This is a genomic window from Natrinema amylolyticum (assembly GCF_020515625.1).
In the GTDB taxonomy this organism is placed as follows: Archaea; Halobacteriota; Halobacteria; order Halobacteriales; family Natrialbaceae; genus Natrinema; species Natrinema amylolyticum.
This window is the reverse complement of the sequence record NZ_JAIWPJ010000005.1, coordinates 1-19,582: the sequence shown is the minus strand read 5'-3', so window position 1 is coordinate 19,582 and position 19,582 is coordinate 1. Positions and strand designations below refer to the sequence as shown.

Sequence of the window (19,582 nt, the reverse complement as noted above, 5' to 3'; positions counted from 1 at the left end):
TTACTCCTTGAGTGCTCCTGCGGTGAGTCCGCTGACGATCTTTTCCTGTGCGATGACCACGAGGATCGCGACGGGGATCACCCCGAGGATGCTCGCGGCGGCCATGAGGTTGTACAGCACCTCGTACTGTCCCTGATACGCGAGGATCCCGTCGAGGATCGGGGCCCAGTTCTCCGGCTGGCCGTCCGTCATCAGGAACGAGAAGAAGAACTCGTTGTAGACGGCGATGAAGGTCAACACGCCGGCCGTCGCGACGCCAGGTGCCGACAGCGGGATGATGACCCGGAACAGCGCGCCGAGCCGGGTCGTTCCCTCGACGCGGGCCGCGTCCTCCAGCCCGTCCGGGATCTGTCCGTAGAACGTCGTGAGAATGAAGATCGCGAGCGGCATGAAGATCGCCGACAGCGGGGTCACGAGGGCGAACGGTGTGTTGTAGAGCGTGCCGTCGCCGGTGATCGGTCTGAGGAACGCGAAGGAAGTGTTGAAGAGGTCGTTCAGCGGGATGAAGAAGGCGGCCGGCGGGAAGAACGAAATGATCAACACCAGCAGCATGAGCGGCGTTCGACCGGGGAACTCGAGGCGGCCGAAGGCGTAGCCGGCGAGGCTGGCGATGACGAGGACGACGACCGTCGAGGCCAGCGCGATCACGAAGCTGTTGAACATGTAGACGTGGAATGGGATGACCTGGAATACCTCGACGAACGCGCCCGGATTGAACCCGTTGGGAGTGAAGACGATATCCTGCAGCTGTCCCTCCGGCGTCAACGCGACCATGAGCAGCCAGTAGAACGGGAACAGCGTCGTCACGAGGAAGAAGATCGCTGCGACGTAGAACATCGCCCGGTATACCCGCTCTGGGTGGGAAATCGAGTTCGCCACCCACCGCTGGAACGGGCCGCGGTCGAGTTCGGCGTCGCGGTCGTCCTCGAGGACGGACGTGCCGCCGTCGGGTCGGCGGAGGGTCGGGTCTCGCGGCGGTCCGCTGCCCGCGTCGTCGATGCCTCCGGTGTCGTTCGGATCGGTGGAATCCCTTGGATCGGACATTAATACATCCCTCCTTCGGTGTCACGGAAGAGTAGCACGTAGCCGCCGATGATCAGGCCGATCACGAGCGCCGTGGCGAAGGCCACGGCGGCGGCCGTCGCGTAGATGCGGGTCCCGCCGAACATCGCTTCGACGACGAGACAGCTCAGCGAGGGGACGGTCGTACAGCCGGCAGTCGACTCGATGAGCCCGAAGACCCGCATCGCGTCCATGGTTCGGAACAGCATCGCGACCAGCAGCGCCGGCATCACGAGCGGGAGCGTGATCAGTTTGAACCGCTGCCACGGCGAGGCCCCGGCCACGCGCGCGACGTCGTACAGGCTCCGGTCGACGCTCTGGAGCCCCGCGAGTATCAGCAGGGCCATGAACGCGGACGACTTCCAGATGTCGGCCACGAGGATGATGATGAACGCGTCCCGGCTGTTGGCCAGTGGCGTCCCGCTGAAGATGCCGATGCTCTGCATGAGGTCGGAGCCGAACCCGACCGTCGGCTGGAACAGCAGGAAGAAGATCATGCCCTGAATGACGATCGGCACCGCCCACGGGAGGATGATCGCCACGCGGACCCAGCGACGCCCCGTGAACTCCTGGTCGAGCACGTAGGCCTGGCCGAACCCGATCACCGTCTCGACGACGACGCTGATGACCGCGAAGGCGAGCGTGACGAACAGCGCCTGCTGGAAGAACGGGGTACCGAGTTCGATAAAGGGGAACGACGACGTCAGTCCGACGTCGAGGAACTGTCGCGCCAGTCGCGCGTTCCCGGTGAGGATGTCGACGTAGTTCTCGATGCCGACGAAGCCGCCCAGGGGGTCAAGTCCCCGCGTCTGATTGGCGCGAAGCGACATGACGAACGTCCGTATCATCGGATAGAACGCGATCAGCGTCAGCAACGCGAACGCCGGTAGCAACAGCAGGTACGCGTATGCCGCCTCGCTCAGCCCCTCCATCCAGTTGACGACGGCGTTTCCGGACCGTTCACGGTCTTGTTCCCGTCCGGACTCACCGCCGATCAACCCGTCCGTATCGGTATCAGTTGCCATTCGTTTCCACCTCCGCTTCGCTCTGCTCGAGTTCTTGCGCGAGATCGTTCATCGCCACCTCGGGGGACTGTTCGCCGCGATACGCGGCGTTGACCGACTGATAGATCAGCGCGGACTGTTCCGGCCAGAGGTCGGTCGCCGGCCGCGGGATCGCGTTCTCGCTGGCTTGCTGGACCACGTCGCCGTAGCGGGCGACGGGGCCGACCTCGTCGGGACTGGCCTCCGCGACCAGATCGAGGTTCGGCGGCAAATAGCCTCCGAGTTCGAAGACCGTCAGCATCACTTCCTCGGTGGCGAACGCCTCGAGGACCTGCAGCGCTTGCTCCTGTCGTTCCGAGAAGGGGCTCACGGCGAGGTTCCAGCCGCCAAGCGCTGCGACGGTGCCGCCGGTACCGTCGTACTCGGCTTCCTGCTGGGAGACCGCGTACGGCCGGGTCGTGACCCCGAGGTTCTCACCGAAGGCGTCTTCGCCACCCGTCTCCGCGATCGCGTACGACCAGTTGCGGTTCGAGACGGCGTTGCCGGCCGCAAAGGGGTTGAGCGACTGCTGTTCGGTCCACTGGACGATCGCCGACGGACAGATCTGGGCGTAGCCGTCCATGGTGTTTTCCTCCTCACCCGCGATGAACGAGCGCATCATTCGGATCGCGTCGATGCACCGCTCCTCGTCGACGGTGATCGGCCGGTCGCCCGCCGTGAAGAGGTTATCTACGCCGCCGAAGTAGGCCCCGCCCCAGGACGTCATCACTTCGTTGAACGTACAGCAGGACAGTCCCTCGTAGGCGGCCGCCTGCGTCGTGAACCCGTAGTCCAGGCCCGCCTGATCGCGCGCATCGCGGACCGCCGCCGAGAACTCCTCCCAGGACGGCGGCTCCGACGGCCAGTTGCCGGTGTCGTAGCCGGCGTCTTCGATCAGGTCCTCGCGGTACAGCGTGAACCCCAGGTCCGGAAAGAACGGCAGGGCGTGGAGGTCCCCGGTCTGGGGATGACGCGCCGTTTCGAGGATGGCATCGAGGTAGTTACTGTTGACGCGCTCGAGGACGTCGTCCGAGAGCTCCTCGGTCAGGTTGACCGTCTGGTTCCGGAGGACGAACGGAACCGTCCAGCCGCTGTCCATCATGTGGATGTCGGGCGGAGCGCGTCCTGCCTCGAGCGCCGACTGAGCCGTTTGCATCCGCGATGCGGAGTCGCTGACGACGGTCTGGATCTCCAGGCGGATGTCCTCGTCGAGCCCGGCGTCCCAGAGCGCCTGCTGGACCGAGGGTTCGTCGCCGTCGCTGTGTATGATCCCTGCGACACCCGAGTCGGCGGTCATCACCACGGTGTCCGGGCTGCGACCCCGGCCGAGACAGCCGGTAACGGCGACCGCCCCCGCCGTCGATGCCGATGCAGCCTTCAGGAACGACCGTCGTCTCAGACGGGCGCGGTCGCGCTGGCCGGTGACATCGCGTCCCATGCGCAGCAACGGACTACGTTCTCCACCTTAATTGTTAGCTATAAATATGGTAATAAATTGGGAGTGTTCGGATCTCGTTTCAGTTATGATCACCCATTGTCGAACGCCTCGAGACCGGCCGTCGATTCGCTGTCAGTGAGAATCGCGAACGGCTCTCTAATCACCTATTGCCGGCCGTCGGTCGGCAGGTGCCGGCCGATGGACTACGTGGCCACGTGCCGTCCATTACTGCGCAAATCTGTCGAACGAGTTCGGTCCGACGGTGCGAATCAGTCCGACGAACGGCGTCTCTACGGAGCGGTACTCGATCGCTTCCTTGCTCGGCCTGTGACGCTCAGGGCGTTTCGATCGCCGGCGGTTCGTCTCGGCCGATGTGGATCTCGTGCGCCTCGACGTCCTCGAGGGCCGCGACGCGGCCACCGACGGAGACGTCCTCACCCTCCTCGGTTTCGATCGTGAGGCTGGCGACTTCCTCGCTGACTTCGAACGAGATGTCGCGGATGCGGCCGCGGACGGTCCGCTGGCCGCCGACCTCGACGTCGCGGCCGTCGATGGTCGCGTAGAACTCCCCGCCCTCCTCGAGGAGGTCCTTGACGCACCGGCGAATCGAGGCGTACTTCCGGGGGTACGTTCGGCCGGAACCGTCCTCGCCGAGTACTCGTTCAGCGGTCGTCCAGAGAACCGTTCCGAAGAACCCGGAAATGAGGAAGCCGAGCGCGGATCGGTTGAAGATGACGCCGTACCGATCCTGATCGTCCCGCAGCGCATCCTGCGTCGCGTAGACCGAGTAGTTGCCGTCGGCGACGGCGATGACCGGCGTCGTGATCCCCCGCCGAGCGCGAGCCGTCGACGCGACCTCGCCGTACGCGAACTCCGACGGATCGGGCGCTTCGCTCGCCGGCGTCACGATCAGGTCGACGCTCACGCCGGCCTCGACGGCCGCGCGCAACTCCGCCTCGAACCGGGTCAACAGGTCCGGCGTCAGCGACAGGGAGAGTTCGTACTCTGCGGCGTCGATGACCTCCTCGAGGTAGCGCAGGATCGTCGATCGCGATTTCACGAGGGAGACGGCCTCGGTATCGCGGGCCGGCGCAGTGTACCGGGCCTCGAGTTCCGAGATCATCTGCTCGAAGGAGGACTGGACGTCGTCGAAGGCCTCCCCGGGATCGATCGCGACGACCTTCATGGGGCGGGATTCCCGCAGTTCGACCAGTCCGCGGTCGCTGAGACTACGGACGGTGTCGTAGACGCGGGGCTGGGGGATCTCCGTTCGGTCAGCGATCTCGCTCGCCGTGAGCTGTCCCTGCTCTAAGACGGTGAGGTAGGCGTCGATCTCGTACTCGCCGAGGTTGAACCGATCCCCGACGCGCTCGACGGTCGAGCGAAGTTCGTCTGGTGCCATATCCACCGTTACGCTCCCGCCCGCTAAATCATTTATTATATTCTGAGTAGCACGCGTTTTCGAAATCGGGTTGTGATGACTCCGGTCCCCGAACCTGACGGTCAGAACGCTTAACCACAACGCGCCTGAGCGTCTTGATATGCCCGAGGTTCTCCAGATGGACGAGCGTTCAGCGGTCGAGGCGATCCGGAGCGCCGTTCCGGGTAGGACGCCCGAACTGGCGGTCGAGATCGCCCTGGCCCTCGTCGTCCTCGTCGCCGGCTGGTACCTCTCGAAGCTCGTCGTCCGGCTCGCCGGCCGCACGGTCGCGCGCCGGATCGAACGGCCGAGCGTCACGCGGACCGTCCTGCGCGGCGTCAGACTCACCGTTCTCCTCTGGTCGGCCGTCGTCGCCGCCGGCATCCTCGGCGTCGGCGACACGCAGATCCTCCTCTCGGTGACCGTCATCTCGGCCGTGATCGCGATCGTGCTCGCACCGCTGGTCGGGAGCCTGATCAACGGCCTCTACGTCCTCGCGGATCGCCCCTACGAGATCGGCGACATGATCGAGGTCACCGACGCCGGCCACCGCGGGTTCGTCGAGGACATCACGATCCGCTACACCAAGATCTTCACGCTCCAGAACTCCTTCATCGTCATCCCGAACTCCGAGATCCACACGCGCGACGTGATCAATTACTCCGCGGAGGACGAACGGACGCGGATCTCGGTCGGGTTCGATATCACCTACGACAGCGACCTCGAGACGGCGCGCCAGGCCGCCGAGCGGGCCGCCAGGGGCGTCGACGACGTCATATCGGGTGGTCCCGACATCCGGATCGGCAGCGCCCGCTACGCCGCGGCCCCCTCCTGTTACATCGCCGAGTACGGCGATCACGGGATCGCGCTCGAACTGTTCTTCTGGATGAAACATCCCTACAAGCAGACCGTCATCCGGTCGGCAGTTCAGGACGCCATCGGCGAGCGCTTCGCGGACATCGACGCGGAGTTCGCCTACCCGCGTCGCCACCACGTCTTCGACGAGAGCAGCGGTACCGCGCGGGTGTCCGTCGACGACTCCGGCTTCGAGCGACCCCGCGCGGACTCGCCCCGATCGCCAGGGTCGGCGGGTGAAAGTCCCGCGGATCCGACCGATCAGTGACGGCACCCGCGTCGGTCTCACCCCGGACAAACCGGGATGTCGCGGTCAGCGTTTTCTATCGGCCGATACCGTGGGGGTGATTTATGCTCTCGCCGGTTCAATTCGCAGTCAGCCGACAGATGTACGACGACATTCTCATTCCCACGGACGGAAGCGATACGATTCCCGAGACGCTCACCCACGGACTGCCGATCGCCGCGGACAACGACGCGACGGTCCACTCGCTGTACGTCGTCGATAGCCGCGTCACCGCTGCCGCCGACGAGGAAACCAGTACCGATCTCGAGCGTTCGCTCGAGGACGAGGGTCGTGACGCCGTCGCCGCCGTCGAGGAGCGAGCGGCGGCCGAGGGGCTCGAGACCGTCGGTGAGGTCCGCCAGGGGACGCCCGCGAAGACGATCCTCGACTACGCCGAGACGGAAGGAATCGATCTGATCGTGATCGGCACGCGGGGGAAGAGCCCGCGAGAGAAGGTGACGTCGCTGGGCAGCGTTTCGGAGCGGGTGGTCGACAACGCCTCGATTCCGGTGTTCGTCGTTCGAAACGCGGGCAATGAGGAGTAAGCGGCCGGTAGCGGCCGGCCTCCCGCACGGAGTTAGGCGCGCGCGCCGTCGACCGTAATGACTTCACAGTCGAGATGGGTCCGGAGATAGCGGTCGATATCCGGATTGTCCGTAAAGCGCTGGAAGATCCGCCGCAGGCGACTCGCCTGTTTGCTCCCGATGACGACGGCGTCGGCCCCCTCCGCGGCGACTTCGTCGAGAATGCTCTCTTCGACGAGAAAGCCGGTTCGGACGACGTACCGAGCGTTCTCGAGCCGTCCGAAGACCCGCTCGACGGCGTTTTTCAGATCTATACGCGTCACTTTCTTTCCGTTCTGATAGAGATCGACGTGGAGTATCGTCAACGCTGCCTCGCGCTCGCGAGCGACCTCGATCGCCCGTTCGAGCGTCCGCTGCGAGTGCTTCGACAGCGGATACCGAACGGGAACCACGACCAGCGACATTAGGCGTTCGAACGATTCCCGGGCGGGTAAACCTTTCAGTACGGACAGTCCACGCTGCGAACCTGTCTCATGTGGCGACCTATACCATTCAACGGACCCGTCCGAGTCCCGCGGTCCCAATGAGTTGCACGCAGTCGCGAATTCGACCCGGAAAGACAGTCATTTACCGTGAGCGAGCGTACGGGCGGGCATGCAAACCTGGTCGACCGACGACGGTAACACCGTCTACGTCTCGGAGACCGACGGCGACAGAGGGTCGAAGGGTCCGTTCCTCGTCGCCTTCGAATCGCCCGACGCGGAGCACCGGTACGGCTGGTTCTGTGCGAACTGTGAGAGCTTCGACAACGCGATGGACTCGATGGGTCGAATCAAGTGCAACCAGTGTGGGAACTTCCGCAAGCCGACCGAGTGGGACGCCGCCCACGAGTAATTGCCGCTGGAGTCCATTCTAGTTCCTTCGACGAACGTCCTCTCAGTCAGTCGACCGGCGAGACTACCGGTAATCGACTATTACTGACCGAACTCTCCGCACAGTACGACACAGACACAGCGAAACCACGGGGCAGTTCCGAATCGCTGGGACGTGCCGGTCCTTCTTGTCACGTACTAACATTTATGGTGGATGCCGACATAGGTGGTAGTGAATGGGTCCTGTTAACATGCGACTCGTCGAGCAGGCCAGGTCGATCTTCGCTGAGCTGGGTTACACCGTCGAAGGCAACGGCCCCGAGTTCCGCGCCGAACGAGCATGGAAAGTCGTCCACGTAAACACCGTCCTCGAGACGGGAGAGCTCCCGTCGGCTTCGTCGGGACAGTTCCACTGTTTCGTCGCCGAACCCGAGGACGCAGACGATCTCGAGGCGCGACTCGAGCGGACGAATCCGAACTACGAGTGGGCCATCATCGTCGTCGACGGGGAGGACTATCAGGTCGAACGAGCGCCACCAGGACCGCGAGTAACAGCATAAAACCGGCAGCGACTACCGTCCTATTCTTCGAGCGCGTTGCGCGTCGCAGTCACGCCTGCGCCCGGATCGACGTCCGCGCCCATCGACTCCAAGACGTCACCGAGCGCCGTCACGACGTAGATCACGTTTTCGGGGCGCGCGGAGTGGCCCATGCAGCCGATCCGGAAGATCTCTCCGGCGAGATCGCCCAGCCCGCCGGCGATCTCGAGATCGTACTGGTCGATCAGCGCATCACAGACATCGCCGTCGTCGATGCCGTCGGGCACGCGGACGGCGTTCAGGCTCGGCAGCCAGTACTCGTCGGGCGCGTTCATCTCGAGGCCCATCGCCTCGACGCCGGCTTTCAGCGCGCCGGCCAGTCGCTCGTGGCGAGCCCAGCGTTCCTCGATGCCCTCCTCGGCGACGAGTCGCAGAGCTTCCCGGATCGCGTAGACGTTCGTGATCGGTGCGGTGTGGTGGTAGGCCCGTTCCTCGCCCCAGTAGCCCTCGAGCAGCGAGAGGTCGAGATACCACGAGCGAGGGTCTTCCTCGCGCGAGAGGACCTTCTCCATGGCCCCGTCCGAGAGGGTGAGCGGGCTCGCCCCCGGCGGACAGGAGAGACACTTCTGCGGGCCCGAGTAGGCGACGTCGATGTCCCACTCGTCGACTCGCAACTCGACGCCGCCCAGCGAGGTGACGGTGTCGGCGATCACGAGGGCGTCGTGGTCGTGGGCCGCCGCCGTTAGTTCCGGTACGTCTGGCTGGAGGACGCCGGTACTCGTCTCGGCGTGGACGAATCCGAAGACGTCGGGGTCGTGTTCGGCCAGTGCGTCCGAAACGTCGTCGGGGTCGAGCGGTTCGCCCCACGGCGCGTCGACCTCGACGACCTCCCCGCCCGCCCGCTGTGCCATCGAAGCCATTCGGCCGCCGAAGTAGCCGTTCGTCGGGACGAGCATCGTGTCGCCGGGTTCGACCACGTTGCCGATCGCGGCCTCCATCGCCGCGGAGCCGGTCCCCGAGACCGGAATGGTCCACTGATTGTCCGTCCGGAACGTGTACCGGAGCAGTTCCTGGACCTCGTCCATGATCTCGATGAAGGAGGGATCGAGGTGGCCGACGAGCGGCGTGCTCATCGCTCGGAGCACGCGCGGATTCACGTCGCTCGGTCCGGGCCCCATGAGGGTCCGTTCCGGTGGTGTGAGTTCGCCGACGGATGGCGCTCGAGCCGCCTCGTTCGACGCGTCCTGAGCCATGGGCGTGTGCTCGCCGGCCACTCGCAAAGACCTACCGGCACCGGCGAATTACAAGGTCCCGAGCAGTGAAGCGAGCCCGCTCTGTTCGATGTCACTGACCGATCCAGCTTGCCCCACGAGACGATCTGCGTCGACTGACAGCAGTTGTCACTGCTGCGAGCCGTTTAAGCCCACTCAACACATAACCGATATATCGTGTTTATCGGTCACGGGCTCCTCGCGTTTGCCGTCGCGGCGTTCGTCGCCGACTGGCGAGGCTGGGAGGCCCGACGAGCGCTCCTCGTCGGTGCCGTCGCCGGCGCGTTCGCGACGATTCCGGACATCGATGTCGCCTACGCGCTCGTCGGCCTCCTCGAGTGGCAGGCGGCAGACGGGGCGATGGGGGCACCGACGGCCTTCTGGGACGCGAGTCGCGACGTCCACCGATCGGTCACCCACTCGCTGGTCGTCGGCGCGCTCGCCGCGCCGGCGTTCGGGGCGCTCGCCGCCCGCAGCGGCTCGAATCGCGCGCGATTCGGCCGCGCCGCTGCGATCTGCCTCCTCGCGGCGCTCGTCGCGATCGCGTTCGTCTGGGACGGCCCGATCGCCGCGCTCGTCATGAGCCTGTTCGCGGCGAGCGGCCTCCTCGTCGCCCGCGCCGCCGCTCGAGCGTCGACGCTCTCGCCGGTGGCGGTCGCTATCGCCGCACTCTGGGGGCTCTGGTCGCATCCGTGGGGCGACCTCCTCACCGGATCGCCACCCGATTGGTTCTTCCCGTTTCCCTCCCCCGTCCTCGAGTCGCGTCTCGTGCTCCACTCCGACCCGACGCTCCACCTGCTCGGCGCGTTCGGGATCGAACTCGCGACGATCTGGCTCGCGCTCGCGGTCGTCTGCCGGCTCACCGACCGGTCGATCCCTGCGACTGTCAACCGTCGAGCCGGGATCGGTGCGGCCTACGGCATCGCCGCGCTCGCAGTGACGCCGCCGACGCTGGCGGTGTCCTATCACTTCGTCTTCTCCATTCTCGGCGTCGGCATTCTCTGTGGCGTCGTTCGAGAGGCCTCTTCGCTGCGACGGCCTCGCGCGGGCTATCCCGGGCCGCCGTCTCCCGATAGCGTTCTCGAGGTGGCGCTTACAACCCTGGCGACCGTGACCGTCGCGCTTGCGGCGTACGCGACGGTCTATCAACTCCTCGTGGTCTCGGCGTGAGAGTATCCGGCCCCCTCCGATCACCCCTCTTTCAGTAACGGACTACATACGCTTTTGTGAGAACAGTCAATACCGATCATTGTGTCTCAGCCTTCACTCGAGGAACTGATCGCTGACGGCCGGACCAACGCGGCGATCGCGTGGGTACTGGTCGCCGCGATCGCGGCCATCGGCGTCAGCGAACTCCTGACCGGCAGCGGGTTCCTGTGGGCGACGTTCGCCGCGGTACTCGTGGCGCTGGCGTTGCTCCCCCCGATCGCCTTTCGATCGGCGTTCGTGATGCTTCCCTGGGAGGTCCTGCTCTTGGCGGCCCTGCCCGTGCTCGGGATGGCCGTCGGTGCGGACCGACTGACCGGTCACTTCGCGGCTTACCTCTCGGTCGCGGCCATCGCGCTCGTTCTCGCCGTCGAACTGCAGTCGTTTACGTCAGTCGGGATGACTCCCAGCTTCGCCGTCGTCCTCGTCGTCGTCGCGACGATGGCCGCAGCGGGATTGTGGGCGCTGCTCAGATGGAGTGCCGCTCAGCTGCTGGGTGTCCCGTTTCTGTCCGACCACGACGAGGTGATGTGGGAGTTCGTCTACTCCGCCGTCGCCGGTCTCGGTGCCGGCGTCGTCTTCGAACTCTACTTTAGACGGCTCGCCCGCCCCGAACAGCGCCTCCCCGAGGAGGTCCAGTCGGTCGCCGAGGTGGACGATGCGTAACCTCGCGAGCCGATTGCCCTCTCGGCATCGCCAGCGCCAGCTCACCTATCTCATGGAGATCGGCCTGATCGGCATGCTGTTCGTCGGTATCGAGCGCGGCAACGGCGGTATCGTCATCAACACCGGGGTCGCACTGATCGTGACCCAACTCCCCCCGATCCTCGAGCGCGACTACGAGATTCCGATGGACCCGCGGCTCACACTGTGGATTACCACCGCCGTCTTCCTCCACGCGTTCGGTACCGTCGGGCTTCCGGGAGCCACCAGAACGCTCTACAGTCAGGTCTGGTGGTGGGACCACATGACCCACGCGCTGTCGGCGTCGCTGGTCGCCGGCGTCGGGTACGCCACCGTCCGCGCGTTCGACGAACACGCCGAGGGCGTCCACCTCCCGCGGAAGTTCGTCGCCGTGTTCATCCTCCTGTTCGTCATCGCCTTCGGCGTCCTCTGGGAGATCCTCGAGTTCGCCATCGCCCTCTCTGCTCAGGCACTGGGTATCAGGGCCGTCCTCACCCAGTACGGCCTCGGCGACACGATGCTCGACTTCGTCTTCAACTCGATCGGCGGCCTGCTCGTCGCGCTGTGGGGCGGTGCCTATCTCTCCGACGTCCAGGGCGCGATTCGCGACCGATTCGAAGCCCGGGACGATTGAGTCGGTCGGCATCGGTAACGATAGTCTCATTCCTCCCTGAACGGACGCCGTGTTTTACGTCGCTACGGGGTGTAGACGCTGACGCCATGGTCTTCAAGAAGATAACGCTCATCGGCACCAGTCCCGAAAGCTTCGACGCCGCGGCCGACGACGCCATCGACCGCGCAGAAGCGACTCTTCAGAACGTCCAGTGGATCGAGGTCGACGAACTCGGCGTGGAAGTCGCTAGTGCGGACGACCGGGAGTACCAGGCCGAAGTCACCGTCGCCTTCGAACTCGAGGAGTAACCGATCGGAGCGACGGTTCTGGCTTGCCGCTCGTGATCGTCCCTTCTTTGAGAGAGTCACCAGACCACCGACTGTCGGTCGCCAGTCGCGAGTCAAAACGTGAAAAAGGGGAGCGGTACGAAACGCGGTGTGGCCGAACCCGATTACGTTCGGAACGACTCGCCACAGCCGCACTCGCTGACGACGTTCGGATTGTCCACGTGGAAGCCTTCGGCCTGCAACCCGTCCTCGTAGTCGAGGACGCTGCCCTCGATGTACTTCAGGCTCGCCGGATCGACGAACACGCGCAGATCGTGGTGTTCGTAGATCGTGTCGTCCTCGTCCGGCGCGTCGTCGAATCGCATTCCGTAGGAGAGACCGGCACAACCGCCCTGCTGGACGAACAGCCGAAGGCCGGCTTCCGTCACGTCCAGATCCTCGCCCTCGAGGAGGGAGAGCGCCTGGTCGGCCGCCTCTTCGGTCACTTCGATCTTCGGGCGCGTCTCCGCCTCCCCGCCATCCATACTATCCGTGCTCATACCACTCCATTCCGGCGCAACGATGTTAACTGTGACGCCATTCCCGCACAACCGAACTAGCCGAATTCGGTTACGTACGGCCTCGTGCAGTACCGACCCGTCTAGCAGTTCGCACGCCGGAGCGACCGGTAGCACGTTCCGAACTGCCGCTCGTCGTTCCGAGAGAGCTCGATGTCGTGTTTCGCCAGCAGTTCGAGCATCCGCTCGAGCTCACAGTCGTACCACATCGAGAGGAGCCGCACGTTCCGCTGTGCGTAATCGTAGTTGCGCTCGAGGACGCGCCCGTCCATCGGATCGACACGCGGTTCCATCTCGGTCACTACTCCGGCCTCCAGCTACGTAAAACCAGTCTGCGATTCCGTTTACTGAAACCGCGTTAGACACGTTACCGATGGCTATTCGTCCCGATTCGCGTCGTCCTCGAGTCGGAGTCGGACGCTCTCGGCGTGGGCCTCGAGCCCTTCGGCCTCCGCGAGCGTAGTGATCGTCTTGCCCAAGTCAGCGAGACCCTGGCCGGAGAGCCGCTGGACCGTCGTCGATCGGAGGAACGTCTCGACGGCGAGCCCGCCGGTCGCGCGCGCGCCACCGTTTGTCGGGAGGACGTGGTTAGTCCCGCTGGCGTAGTCGCCCGCAGCGACCGGGGTGTTCGGACCGAGGAAGACGCTACCGGCGCTGTCGATGCGCTCGAGGAGCGATTCGTCGTCCTCGGCGATGATCGAGAGGTGTTCGGGGGCGTACTCCTCGGTGAAGAGGATCGCCTCGCTCATCGAGCGAGCACAGAGGACGCCGCTCGCGTCGTTCCCGAGCGCATCTCGAATCACGTCTTCGCGCTCGCGTGCGTTGGCCTGCTCGTCGACGGCTGCGGCCACCGCGTCGGCGGTGTCTTCGTCGTCGGTGACGGCCACCACCGAGGCGTTGGGATCGTGTTCCGCCTGCGCGACGAGTTCCGCGGCAACGAGGTCGGGGTCCGCGCTCTCGTCGGCCACCACGACCACTTCGCTCGGTCCCGCGAGGAAATCGATCTCGACGTCGCCCCGGACCTCGGCTTTGGCCGCAGTTACCCACTTGTTGCCGGGGCCGACGATCTTCTGGACGTTAGTGACCGTCTCCGTCCCGTAGGCCAGCGCCGAGATCGCCTGTGCGCCGCCGACGCTGTAGACCGCGTCCGCGCCCGCCGCGTGGATCGCCGCCAGCGTCACCGGATTCAGGTCGTCCGCCGGCGGCGTGACCACCGACACGTGGTCGACACCGGCGACGACCGCGGGCACGACGCCCATGATCGCACTCGAGGGGTAGGCCGCCGAGCCGCCGGGGACGTAGACGCCGACGCGCTCTATCGGTCGAAACCGACGGCCGAGCTCTCGACCCGTATCGAACTCCTGCTGCCAGTCCTCGGGGAGTTGGGCCTCGTGGAACTCGCGGACGTTCGCCGCGGCCGTCTCGATCGCGTTCCGAATCCCGTCGTCGATCTCGTCGTACGCGCGCTCACAGTCGTCGGTGATCTCGAGGTTGCCGACCTCGACGTCGTCGAACTCGCTGGTGAACTCGCGGACGGCGACATCACCCTCCTTTCGAACCCGCTCGACGATCTCCTGGACGTTTCCCCTGACCGACTCGATACCGGCGTCGCGCTCGAAGAAGGCGACGCGGTCGTCCGGCCCGAGGTCGGCGACCGTCTGCACGTCGATTGTCATGAGTCAGTGTTCGAGCGGCGGGCGAAAAACGGTTTCCTTCCGCTCACGCGTCGGGATCTTCGACGCTCCAGACCCCGACGGCGTCGAGCGTCGCCCTGATGAAGAGATAGCAGAGGAGTCCGAAGCCGACGACGGCGAGCGGTGCCTGCAGCAACTCGGCGGTTTCCGCTCCGAGTACGAGGCGGCTGGTACCGCGCACGAAGAAGCTCAAAACCACGAGTCCGAACGCGGTGACCGCGAGTTTGACGAATCCCGATCGGTCCATGTGCTATCCTACGACCACGGTCGCTAAATCATGTCGGTTACGCCACGTTCGGTCCGATCGCCGGACTCTTCACTGCACGTCGGCGCTCGCCGCACGGCCGATCGCGTAGACGGCCACCGATCCGAAGATCAGGGCCAGCCCCGACAGGACGGCCAGCGCGGGAGCGAGGGTGTTCCACATCCCGTCGAATCGCGCGATCTCGATGACCGTCATGGTGTCCTCGCCGAGCATTACCGCACGAGCGGCGTCGACGCCGTAGGTAATCGGGTTGAACGTCGCGACCGTCCGGATCCATTCCGGCAGCGCAGGCAATGGGAGGAACGCGCTCGAAACGAACAGCAAGGGCAACTGGAGCAGGTTCGCCCCGATGATCGTCGACTCCTCGTCGCGGGTCATCACGGCGAGGACGTTCGAGAACGCGGTGAACCAGATCGAAAACAGGACGCAAATGCCGACGATCGCGACCGCACCAACCACCCCGGTCGAAATCTCGGCACCGAGCAGCACGCCCAGTACGAGCACAATCGTGACCTGAACGACGATGCGGACGACCTCGGCCAGCGTCTTACCCAAGAAGACGGCGCTGCGGTTCATCGGACTCACCAGCGTCTTCTCGAACATGCCGTTCTCGATGTCGTTGACCAGCCCGATCCCCGACGTTGCGGCCGCCACCAGCGCGACCTGAATCACGATCGCCGGCACGAGGTACGTCTCGTAGCTGATCCCCTCGAGGGCGCTCGTCGCGACGCCGCCGAACACCTGCGTGAACAGGACGAGGAAGATGATCGGCTGGACGAGCGAGACGACCAGCACGAACGGGTTCCGGACCGACTTGATCGTCCACCGGACGAACGTGACCCACACGTCGCTCGCGAAGCTCCCGCCGTGGCGGTCGATGCTCGGCGCGCTCATCGGCCCGCCTCGCTCCCCGTCCGATCGCCGGTGCCGCTCGCCGACCGCTCGCTCGAGTCACGCCCGCCGTCACTGACCGTTCCGGACCGAGCGTCGTCGGTCGGTCCCGGTTCGGTTTCGGTCCCCGACGCGCCCCCGTCCCGTTCGTCGGTCACCGCGAGGAACACGTCGTCGAGCGTCGGTGCCCGAACGTCGAATCCCACGACGTCGATGTCGGCGTCGCGAAGGGCGACCAGCAAGTCCGTTCCGCGCGTTCGCGCGTCGCGCGCGGTCACCGTCAGTCCCGACTCGCTCGGCTCGATCACCGCGCCGTCCGCGAACAGTCCCTCCTTGCGTGCGATCGAGACGGCCCGGTCACTCTCATCGGCGTCCGCCAGTTCGACCGCGAGGATCTCGCCGCCGACGCGGCGTTTCAGCGCGTCGGGCGTGCCCTCCGCGACGACGGCTCCGTTCTGGATGACCGACAGCCGGTCGCACAGCTGGTCGGCCTCCTCGAGGTACTGAGTCGTCAGGAAGACGGTCGTCCCCTCGTCGTTGATCCGCCGGAAGTACGCCCAGAGGCGGTTTCGCGCCGCCGGGTCGAGTCCGGTCGTCGGTTCGTCCAGGAAGACCAGCGGCGGCCGATGGACCAGCGCGGTTGCCGCGTCGAGGCGCTTTTTCATCCCACCGGAGAAGTCGTCGGCGACCTTGTCCGCGACGTCGGTCAGCTCGACGAGCTCGAGCAGTTCGGCGATCCGGTCGCCCCGCTGGGATCGCCCTACCCCGTAGGCGTCACAGGCGAATCGGAGGTTTTCGCGGGCCGTCAGCTCCGGATCGATGCTCGTCTCCTGGGCCATGTATCCGACCGTCGCGCGAACGCTTCTCGGGTCCCCGACGACGTCGAACCCGTTGACCGTCACCGAACCGTCGGTCGGCCGCAACAGCGTCACCAGCGTCTTGATCATCGTCGTCTTTCCCGCGCCGTTGGGCCCGAGAAAGCCGAAGAACTCTCCGCTCTCTACGAGGAGTTCGACGCCGCGAACCGCTTCGGTCCCGTCCGCGTACGTCACCGCCACGTCGCGGGCCTCGATAGCGTAATCGGTCACGGTCGTGCTAGGGCGACCACAGGGAAATACGTGTGAGTCGGAAGTCACGTTGTCGCCCGGCCCGTCTCCCGTTGGACGGAGATCCGCGACGATCCGACGGTTCGGACGAGGCCGTTTCCGTTCGGTGGTCGCCCGCTATACGCCGCCCGTAATCCGATTTTCGCCGAGACGGCCTTTCATCGGCGACGTTCTCGCATCCATCTCGCTCTCGAGAACGACCTGCCGGCGCACGTTCAGCGCCGACAAGCGCTGCATAACTATTCTGCGTCCGCTGCACCACCGTCGTATGTGGCCGTGGGAACACGCGATCGTCGCCTATCTCTCGTATTCGCTACTCTGTCACACCGTCTTTCGCGATTCGCCCGGTGGGCTCGACGCCTTCGCCGTCGTCTTCGCGTCGGTCCTCCCGGACCTGATCGACAAACCCCTCGCGTGGACGTACGGCGTCTTCGACGTCGGCTACGGGATCGGCCACTCGATCTTTTTCGCGGTGCCGCTGGCAATCTTCGTCGGAACGATCGCACGCGCGGCCGATCGACCGCTGGCCGGCCTCGCGTTCGGAGTCGGCTACCTGTCGCATCCCGTCGCCGATGTCGTGGATTCCGTGTTCCGACAGGACGCTCTCCTCATCGAGATCATGCTCTGGCCCGTCTCACCCGTCGAGGGCCAGCCACCCGGCCCCGACGTCCTCGACGTGTTTTTCATGCTGGTCGGTCGCTACGCGAGTACCATCCTCGCCGGTGAGCTCTCGACGTACCTCTGGATACAGGTCGGACTCGCCGGGCTTGCGATGCTCGTCTGGCTTCTCGACGGCGCTCCCGTCCTCCGAGAGTGTCTGCGAGCGAGCGCTCGAGCGGTCACCGCAGTGCTGGAACGGGATACCGCCTCAAATCAGAACGACCCGAACCGACGGTAGGTCCCGACTCCTTCCCGTCGATACTCAGCCGCAGTAACAGTTGCCGTCCGGACAGAAGGCCATCTCCTGGTCGCCGACGTCGACGCCGAGCGTCGAGAGCGACCCGAGGAGTCGTTGGCTCGCGTCCGTGTCCGGACGGACGGTTCCGGCGACCGCACCCGTCGGTGATTCGCCCGCATCGATCGTCGTCGCGATCTCCTGCTGAGCGTGGTCGATGACCGCAACGTGGTTCGCCGTCTGTACCGGAACGTACAGCTTCTCGCGAAACGGCCCCCACGCGCCCGATATCGACCGCCCGCCGACGTCGAGTTCGTCCTCGATCGCGCCGGCCTCGCAGTCGACCACCGTCACGCTCTCGGCGTCCGGGGTGAAGAGGTACGCCGTCTCCCCGTCGGGAGCGATCTCGCTCGTAATCGGCGCTGCCGGGAGTCCGTCGTCGCGGGTGATCCGATCGCGCTCGACCGGTTCCGTCGGATCCGAAACGTCCCAGATGCTCTCGGACCCCTCGCGTGGCACTGCTGGATCGGATCCGAGCTCGCCCTCGCCATTCTCGACGATCAGGGTGTCTCCCCCGAACGAGGCCGTTCCCATGAACGGCAAGACCTTCCCGTCACCGGCGGGCTCGCCGACGTCGATCCGCGCGACGACCTCGAACGGATCGACTGACGCGACGGCCAGCGTCTCGTTCGCGATTTCCGGCACGAAGACGTACTCGCCGTCCGGCCCGAGCGTCGCATCGCAGGGTCCCGTGTACTCGGTCTCGATCTCGCCGGTCACCTCCCCGAACTCGTCGCTCTCACGATCGGCATCGATCCGAACGATCGCGTGCGTCTCGGGCTCGTTCGGATCGGGATCGAGCGTCGTCGTCCCGCCCGACGCGACCAGCAGGTGCTCTTCGTCCGGCGTCAGGTTCGGATAGTTCGGCCCGTAGCCCGTCTCGACGCTGTCGATCTCCTCGAGCGTGTGCTGATCGAGCGCGCGAACGCCCCCGCTGACGTTGAGCCAGAGCACGTCGTACTCCGAGTCGGCGCTCGTTCCGTACTGATTGGCGGGAAACGACGCCGTCGTATCGACGAACGGGCTCTCGAGGTGTTCGTCCGTCTCGGCGTCGATGACGCTCACCGTTCGGTCGCCGTTGTTGAACACGAACATCGTCGGTGCGCGCTCGGTACTTTCCTGCGAGAGACAGCCCCCTACGGAAACCGTCGCACCCACGGCCGCGGACGACTCCAACAGTCGCCGCCGATCGACGCCGTTCGCAAACGGATCGGTCGGGTCCGTACTCGCTTCCGAACTCCGCCCGCGCCCATCGCATGCTGGTCGCTCGCCCATACCACGTGTCCGTCGGCTACTGACAAAAGAGACCACGCTCCATGAGTCGGTGTCGTAATCGGACGCGGCCGGCTCGTCGCGCGGTGATTCGGACTCGATCGACGTGTTTGTGCCGAATACCCGCAGTCTGCCAGCTCTCGTCGCCTCACCTCGGTCCCGTGGGACTCCGTCTCCCTCGTGAATGCCCAACGGAGAGCAATGTGCGTCCGAGACGACGGCCTTATCTGTTCACCCGGCCTTCGACAGTAATGCGAACGACGTGGCGCACTCCGTCACGTTCCCTCCGGCCGCGACCCGGCACGGAGGTAGGCATCATATCCACCCTCGCGACGAGAACGGTCGGTCCGCTTCCGTCTCTCTCGAGGGCATTTGGATTCAACGCGACTGCCGCCGACCGTTGGCGGTACGATACGACGCCCTTATATAATATGGCGCGTATTTCAGAGTACGCGGAAGTCCACGCCGGATGCGATTTCCGGCCTGGACGTGATCCGATGCCCTTATATGTACGAGGGTCGTTGGATATGAACGCGAAAGAAGACGTGATCGACGGGGCGTTCAACTCGCTCCGTCAATCTGGATGGTTCCGATCCAAAGGGGTTATGTACCCCGGAGGGAGTACGAATACATCCGCAAGAGATGAGGATTCCACCCCTGCGGTCCGCCGTACAGATGGGATCTGATGTTAGCCTTGGTAGTTCGGTGACGCCCGCTTGGTCATCCGACCAGCGTCATCGAA

General features: G+C 65.2%; 22 protein-coding genes. 9 read left to right on the top strand and 13 right to left on the bottom strand.

Going from position 1 to position 19,582, the window contains the following annotated elements; translation table 11 throughout:
• From LDH66_RS20195 to trmB, 4 genes are all read right to left on the bottom strand, one after another.
• Complete coding sequence (locus tag LDH66_RS20195; protein ID WP_226482881.1) at positions 1-1,044, bottom strand: carbohydrate ABC transporter permease; 1,044 nt, start codon at positions 1,042-1,044, stop codon at positions 1-3.
• Positions 1,044-2,087, bottom strand: a complete 1,044-nt coding sequence (locus tag LDH66_RS20190; RefSeq protein WP_226482880.1) for a carbohydrate ABC transporter permease — start codon at positions 2,085-2,087, stop codon at positions 1,044-1,046. The genes LDH66_RS20195 and LDH66_RS20190 overlap by 1 nt, the downstream gene beginning before the upstream one ends.
• Positions 2,077-3,543, bottom strand: coding sequence for an extracellular solute-binding protein (locus tag LDH66_RS20185; protein WP_226482879.1), 1,467 nt, complete (start codon positions 3,541-3,543; stop codon positions 2,077-2,079). Before LDH66_RS20185 ends, LDH66_RS20190 begins: the two co-directional genes overlap by 11 nt.
• A 334-nt stretch (positions 3,544-3,877) precedes the next feature.
• Positions 3,878-4,945: an HTH-type sugar sensing transcriptional regulator TrmB gene (gene trmB, locus LDH66_RS20180; RefSeq protein ID WP_226482878.1), complete on the bottom strand. Its 1,068-nt coding sequence runs from the start codon at positions 4,943-4,945 to the stop codon at positions 3,878-3,880.
• 139 nt (positions 4,946-5,084) lie between these two features.
• Here trmB and LDH66_RS20175 point away from each other — a divergent pair, with 139 nt between their 5' ends.
• Together LDH66_RS20175 and LDH66_RS20170 are read left to right on the top strand one after the other, a co-directional pair.
• Positions 5,085-6,086: a mechanosensitive ion channel family protein gene (locus LDH66_RS20175; protein ID WP_226482877.1), complete on the top strand. Its 1,002-nt coding sequence runs from the start codon at positions 5,085-5,087 to the stop codon at positions 6,084-6,086.
• Between the two features lie 119 nt (positions 6,087-6,205).
• Positions 6,206-6,649, top strand: a complete 444-nt coding sequence (locus LDH66_RS20170) for a universal stress protein (protein WP_226482876.1) — start codon at positions 6,206-6,208, stop codon at positions 6,647-6,649.
• Positions 6,650-6,681: 32 nt separating this feature from the next.
• Here LDH66_RS20170 and LDH66_RS20165 read toward each other — a convergent pair whose 3' ends face one another.
• On the bottom strand, positions 6,682-7,092 hold the full coding sequence (locus LDH66_RS20165) for a universal stress protein (protein WP_226482875.1): 411 nt from the start codon (positions 7,090-7,092) through the stop codon (positions 6,682-6,684).
• Between the two features lie 190 nt (positions 7,093-7,282).
• Here LDH66_RS20165 and LDH66_RS20160 point away from each other — a divergent pair, with 190 nt between their 5' ends.
• Both LDH66_RS20160 and LDH66_RS20155 read left to right on the top strand, forming a co-directional pair.
• A complete protein-coding gene (locus LDH66_RS20160) occupies positions 7,283-7,522 on the top strand; it encodes a DUF5816 domain-containing protein (protein WP_226482874.1) in 240 nt (79 codons plus the stop codon).
• A 229-nt stretch (positions 7,523-7,751) separates the two neighbouring features.
• A complete protein-coding gene (locus tag LDH66_RS20155) occupies positions 7,752-8,060 on the top strand; it encodes a DUF7116 family protein (RefSeq protein ID WP_226483035.1) in 309 nt (102 codons plus the stop codon).
• A gap of 20 nt (positions 8,061-8,080) precedes the next feature.
• On the opposite strand, the gene LDH66_RS20150 is transcribed toward LDH66_RS20155, so the two are convergent.
• Positions 8,081-9,292 carry a pyridoxal-phosphate-dependent aminotransferase family protein gene (locus LDH66_RS20150; RefSeq protein WP_226482873.1) on the bottom strand — a complete coding sequence of 404 codons (1,212 nt, stop codon included), beginning with the start codon at positions 9,290-9,292 and terminating at the stop codon, positions 8,081-8,083.
• 195 nt (positions 9,293-9,487) lie between these two features.
• Between LDH66_RS20150 and LDH66_RS20145 the strand changes: the two genes are divergently transcribed.
• From LDH66_RS20145 to LDH66_RS20130, 4 genes are all read left to right on the top strand, one after another.
• Positions 9,488-10,480 (top strand): metal-dependent hydrolase, encoded by a 993-nt coding sequence (locus LDH66_RS20145; RefSeq protein WP_226482872.1) that lies wholly within the window; start codon positions 9,488-9,490, stop codon positions 10,478-10,480.
• 81 nt (positions 10,481-10,561) lie between these two features.
• A complete protein-coding gene (locus tag LDH66_RS20140; RefSeq protein ID WP_226482871.1) occupies positions 10,562-11,182 on the top strand; it encodes a hypothetical protein in 621 nt (206 codons plus the stop codon).
• A complete protein-coding gene (locus LDH66_RS20135; protein ID WP_226482870.1) occupies positions 11,175-11,834 on the top strand; it encodes a DUF2238 domain-containing protein in 660 nt (219 codons plus the stop codon). Before LDH66_RS20140 ends, LDH66_RS20135 begins: the two co-directional genes overlap by 8 nt.
• 86 nt (positions 11,835-11,920) lie before the next feature.
• The gene (locus tag LDH66_RS20130; RefSeq protein WP_006180927.1) at positions 11,921-12,121 is read left to right on the top strand and encodes a dodecin; all 201 of its coding nucleotides are present in this window, start codon (positions 11,921-11,923) and stop codon (positions 12,119-12,121) included.
• Positions 12,122-12,264: 143 nt separating this feature from the next.
• Here LDH66_RS20130 and LDH66_RS20125 read toward each other — a convergent pair whose 3' ends face one another.
• From LDH66_RS20125 to LDH66_RS20100, 6 genes are all read right to left on the bottom strand, one after another.
• Entirely contained in the window at positions 12,265-12,639 is a 375-nt protein-coding gene (locus LDH66_RS20125; protein ID WP_226482869.1) for a HesB/IscA family protein, read from the bottom strand.
• A gap of 101 nt (positions 12,640-12,740) precedes the next feature.
• Entirely contained in the window at positions 12,741-12,950 is a 210-nt protein-coding gene (locus LDH66_RS20120) for a hypothetical protein (RefSeq protein ID WP_226482868.1), read from the bottom strand.
• A gap of 84 nt (positions 12,951-13,034) precedes the next feature.
• Positions 13,035-14,333 carry a histidinol dehydrogenase gene (gene hisD / locus LDH66_RS20115; protein ID WP_226482867.1) on the bottom strand — a complete coding sequence of 433 codons (1,299 nt, stop codon included), beginning with the start codon at positions 14,331-14,333 and terminating at the stop codon, positions 13,035-13,037.
• Between the two features lie 43 nt (positions 14,334-14,376).
• Positions 14,377-14,598: a hypothetical protein gene (locus LDH66_RS20110; protein ID WP_226482866.1), complete on the bottom strand. Its 222-nt coding sequence runs from the start codon at positions 14,596-14,598 to the stop codon at positions 14,377-14,379.
• Positions 14,599-14,667: 69 nt separating this feature from the next.
• Positions 14,668-15,510, bottom strand: a complete 843-nt coding sequence (locus LDH66_RS20105; RefSeq protein ID WP_226482865.1) for an ABC transporter permease — start codon at positions 15,508-15,510, stop codon at positions 14,668-14,670.
• Positions 15,507-16,595 (bottom strand): ABC transporter ATP-binding protein, encoded by a 1,089-nt coding sequence (locus LDH66_RS20100; RefSeq protein ID WP_226482864.1) that lies wholly within the window; start codon positions 16,593-16,595, stop codon positions 15,507-15,509. Before LDH66_RS20100 ends, LDH66_RS20105 begins: the two co-directional genes overlap by 4 nt.
• A gap of 286 nt (positions 16,596-16,881) precedes the next feature.
• Here LDH66_RS20100 and LDH66_RS20095 point away from each other — a divergent pair, with 286 nt between their 5' ends.
• Positions 16,882-17,511 (top strand): metal-dependent hydrolase, encoded by a 630-nt coding sequence (locus tag LDH66_RS20095; RefSeq protein ID WP_226482863.1) that lies wholly within the window; start codon positions 16,882-16,884, stop codon positions 17,509-17,511.
• A gap of 24 nt (positions 17,512-17,535) precedes the next feature.
• On the opposite strand, the gene LDH66_RS20090 is transcribed toward LDH66_RS20095, so the two are convergent.
• On the bottom strand, positions 17,536-18,843 hold the full coding sequence (locus LDH66_RS20090; RefSeq protein WP_226482862.1) for a beta-propeller fold lactonase family protein: 1,308 nt from the start codon (positions 18,841-18,843) through the stop codon (positions 17,536-17,538).
• Positions 18,844-19,582 lie beyond the last annotated feature (739 nt).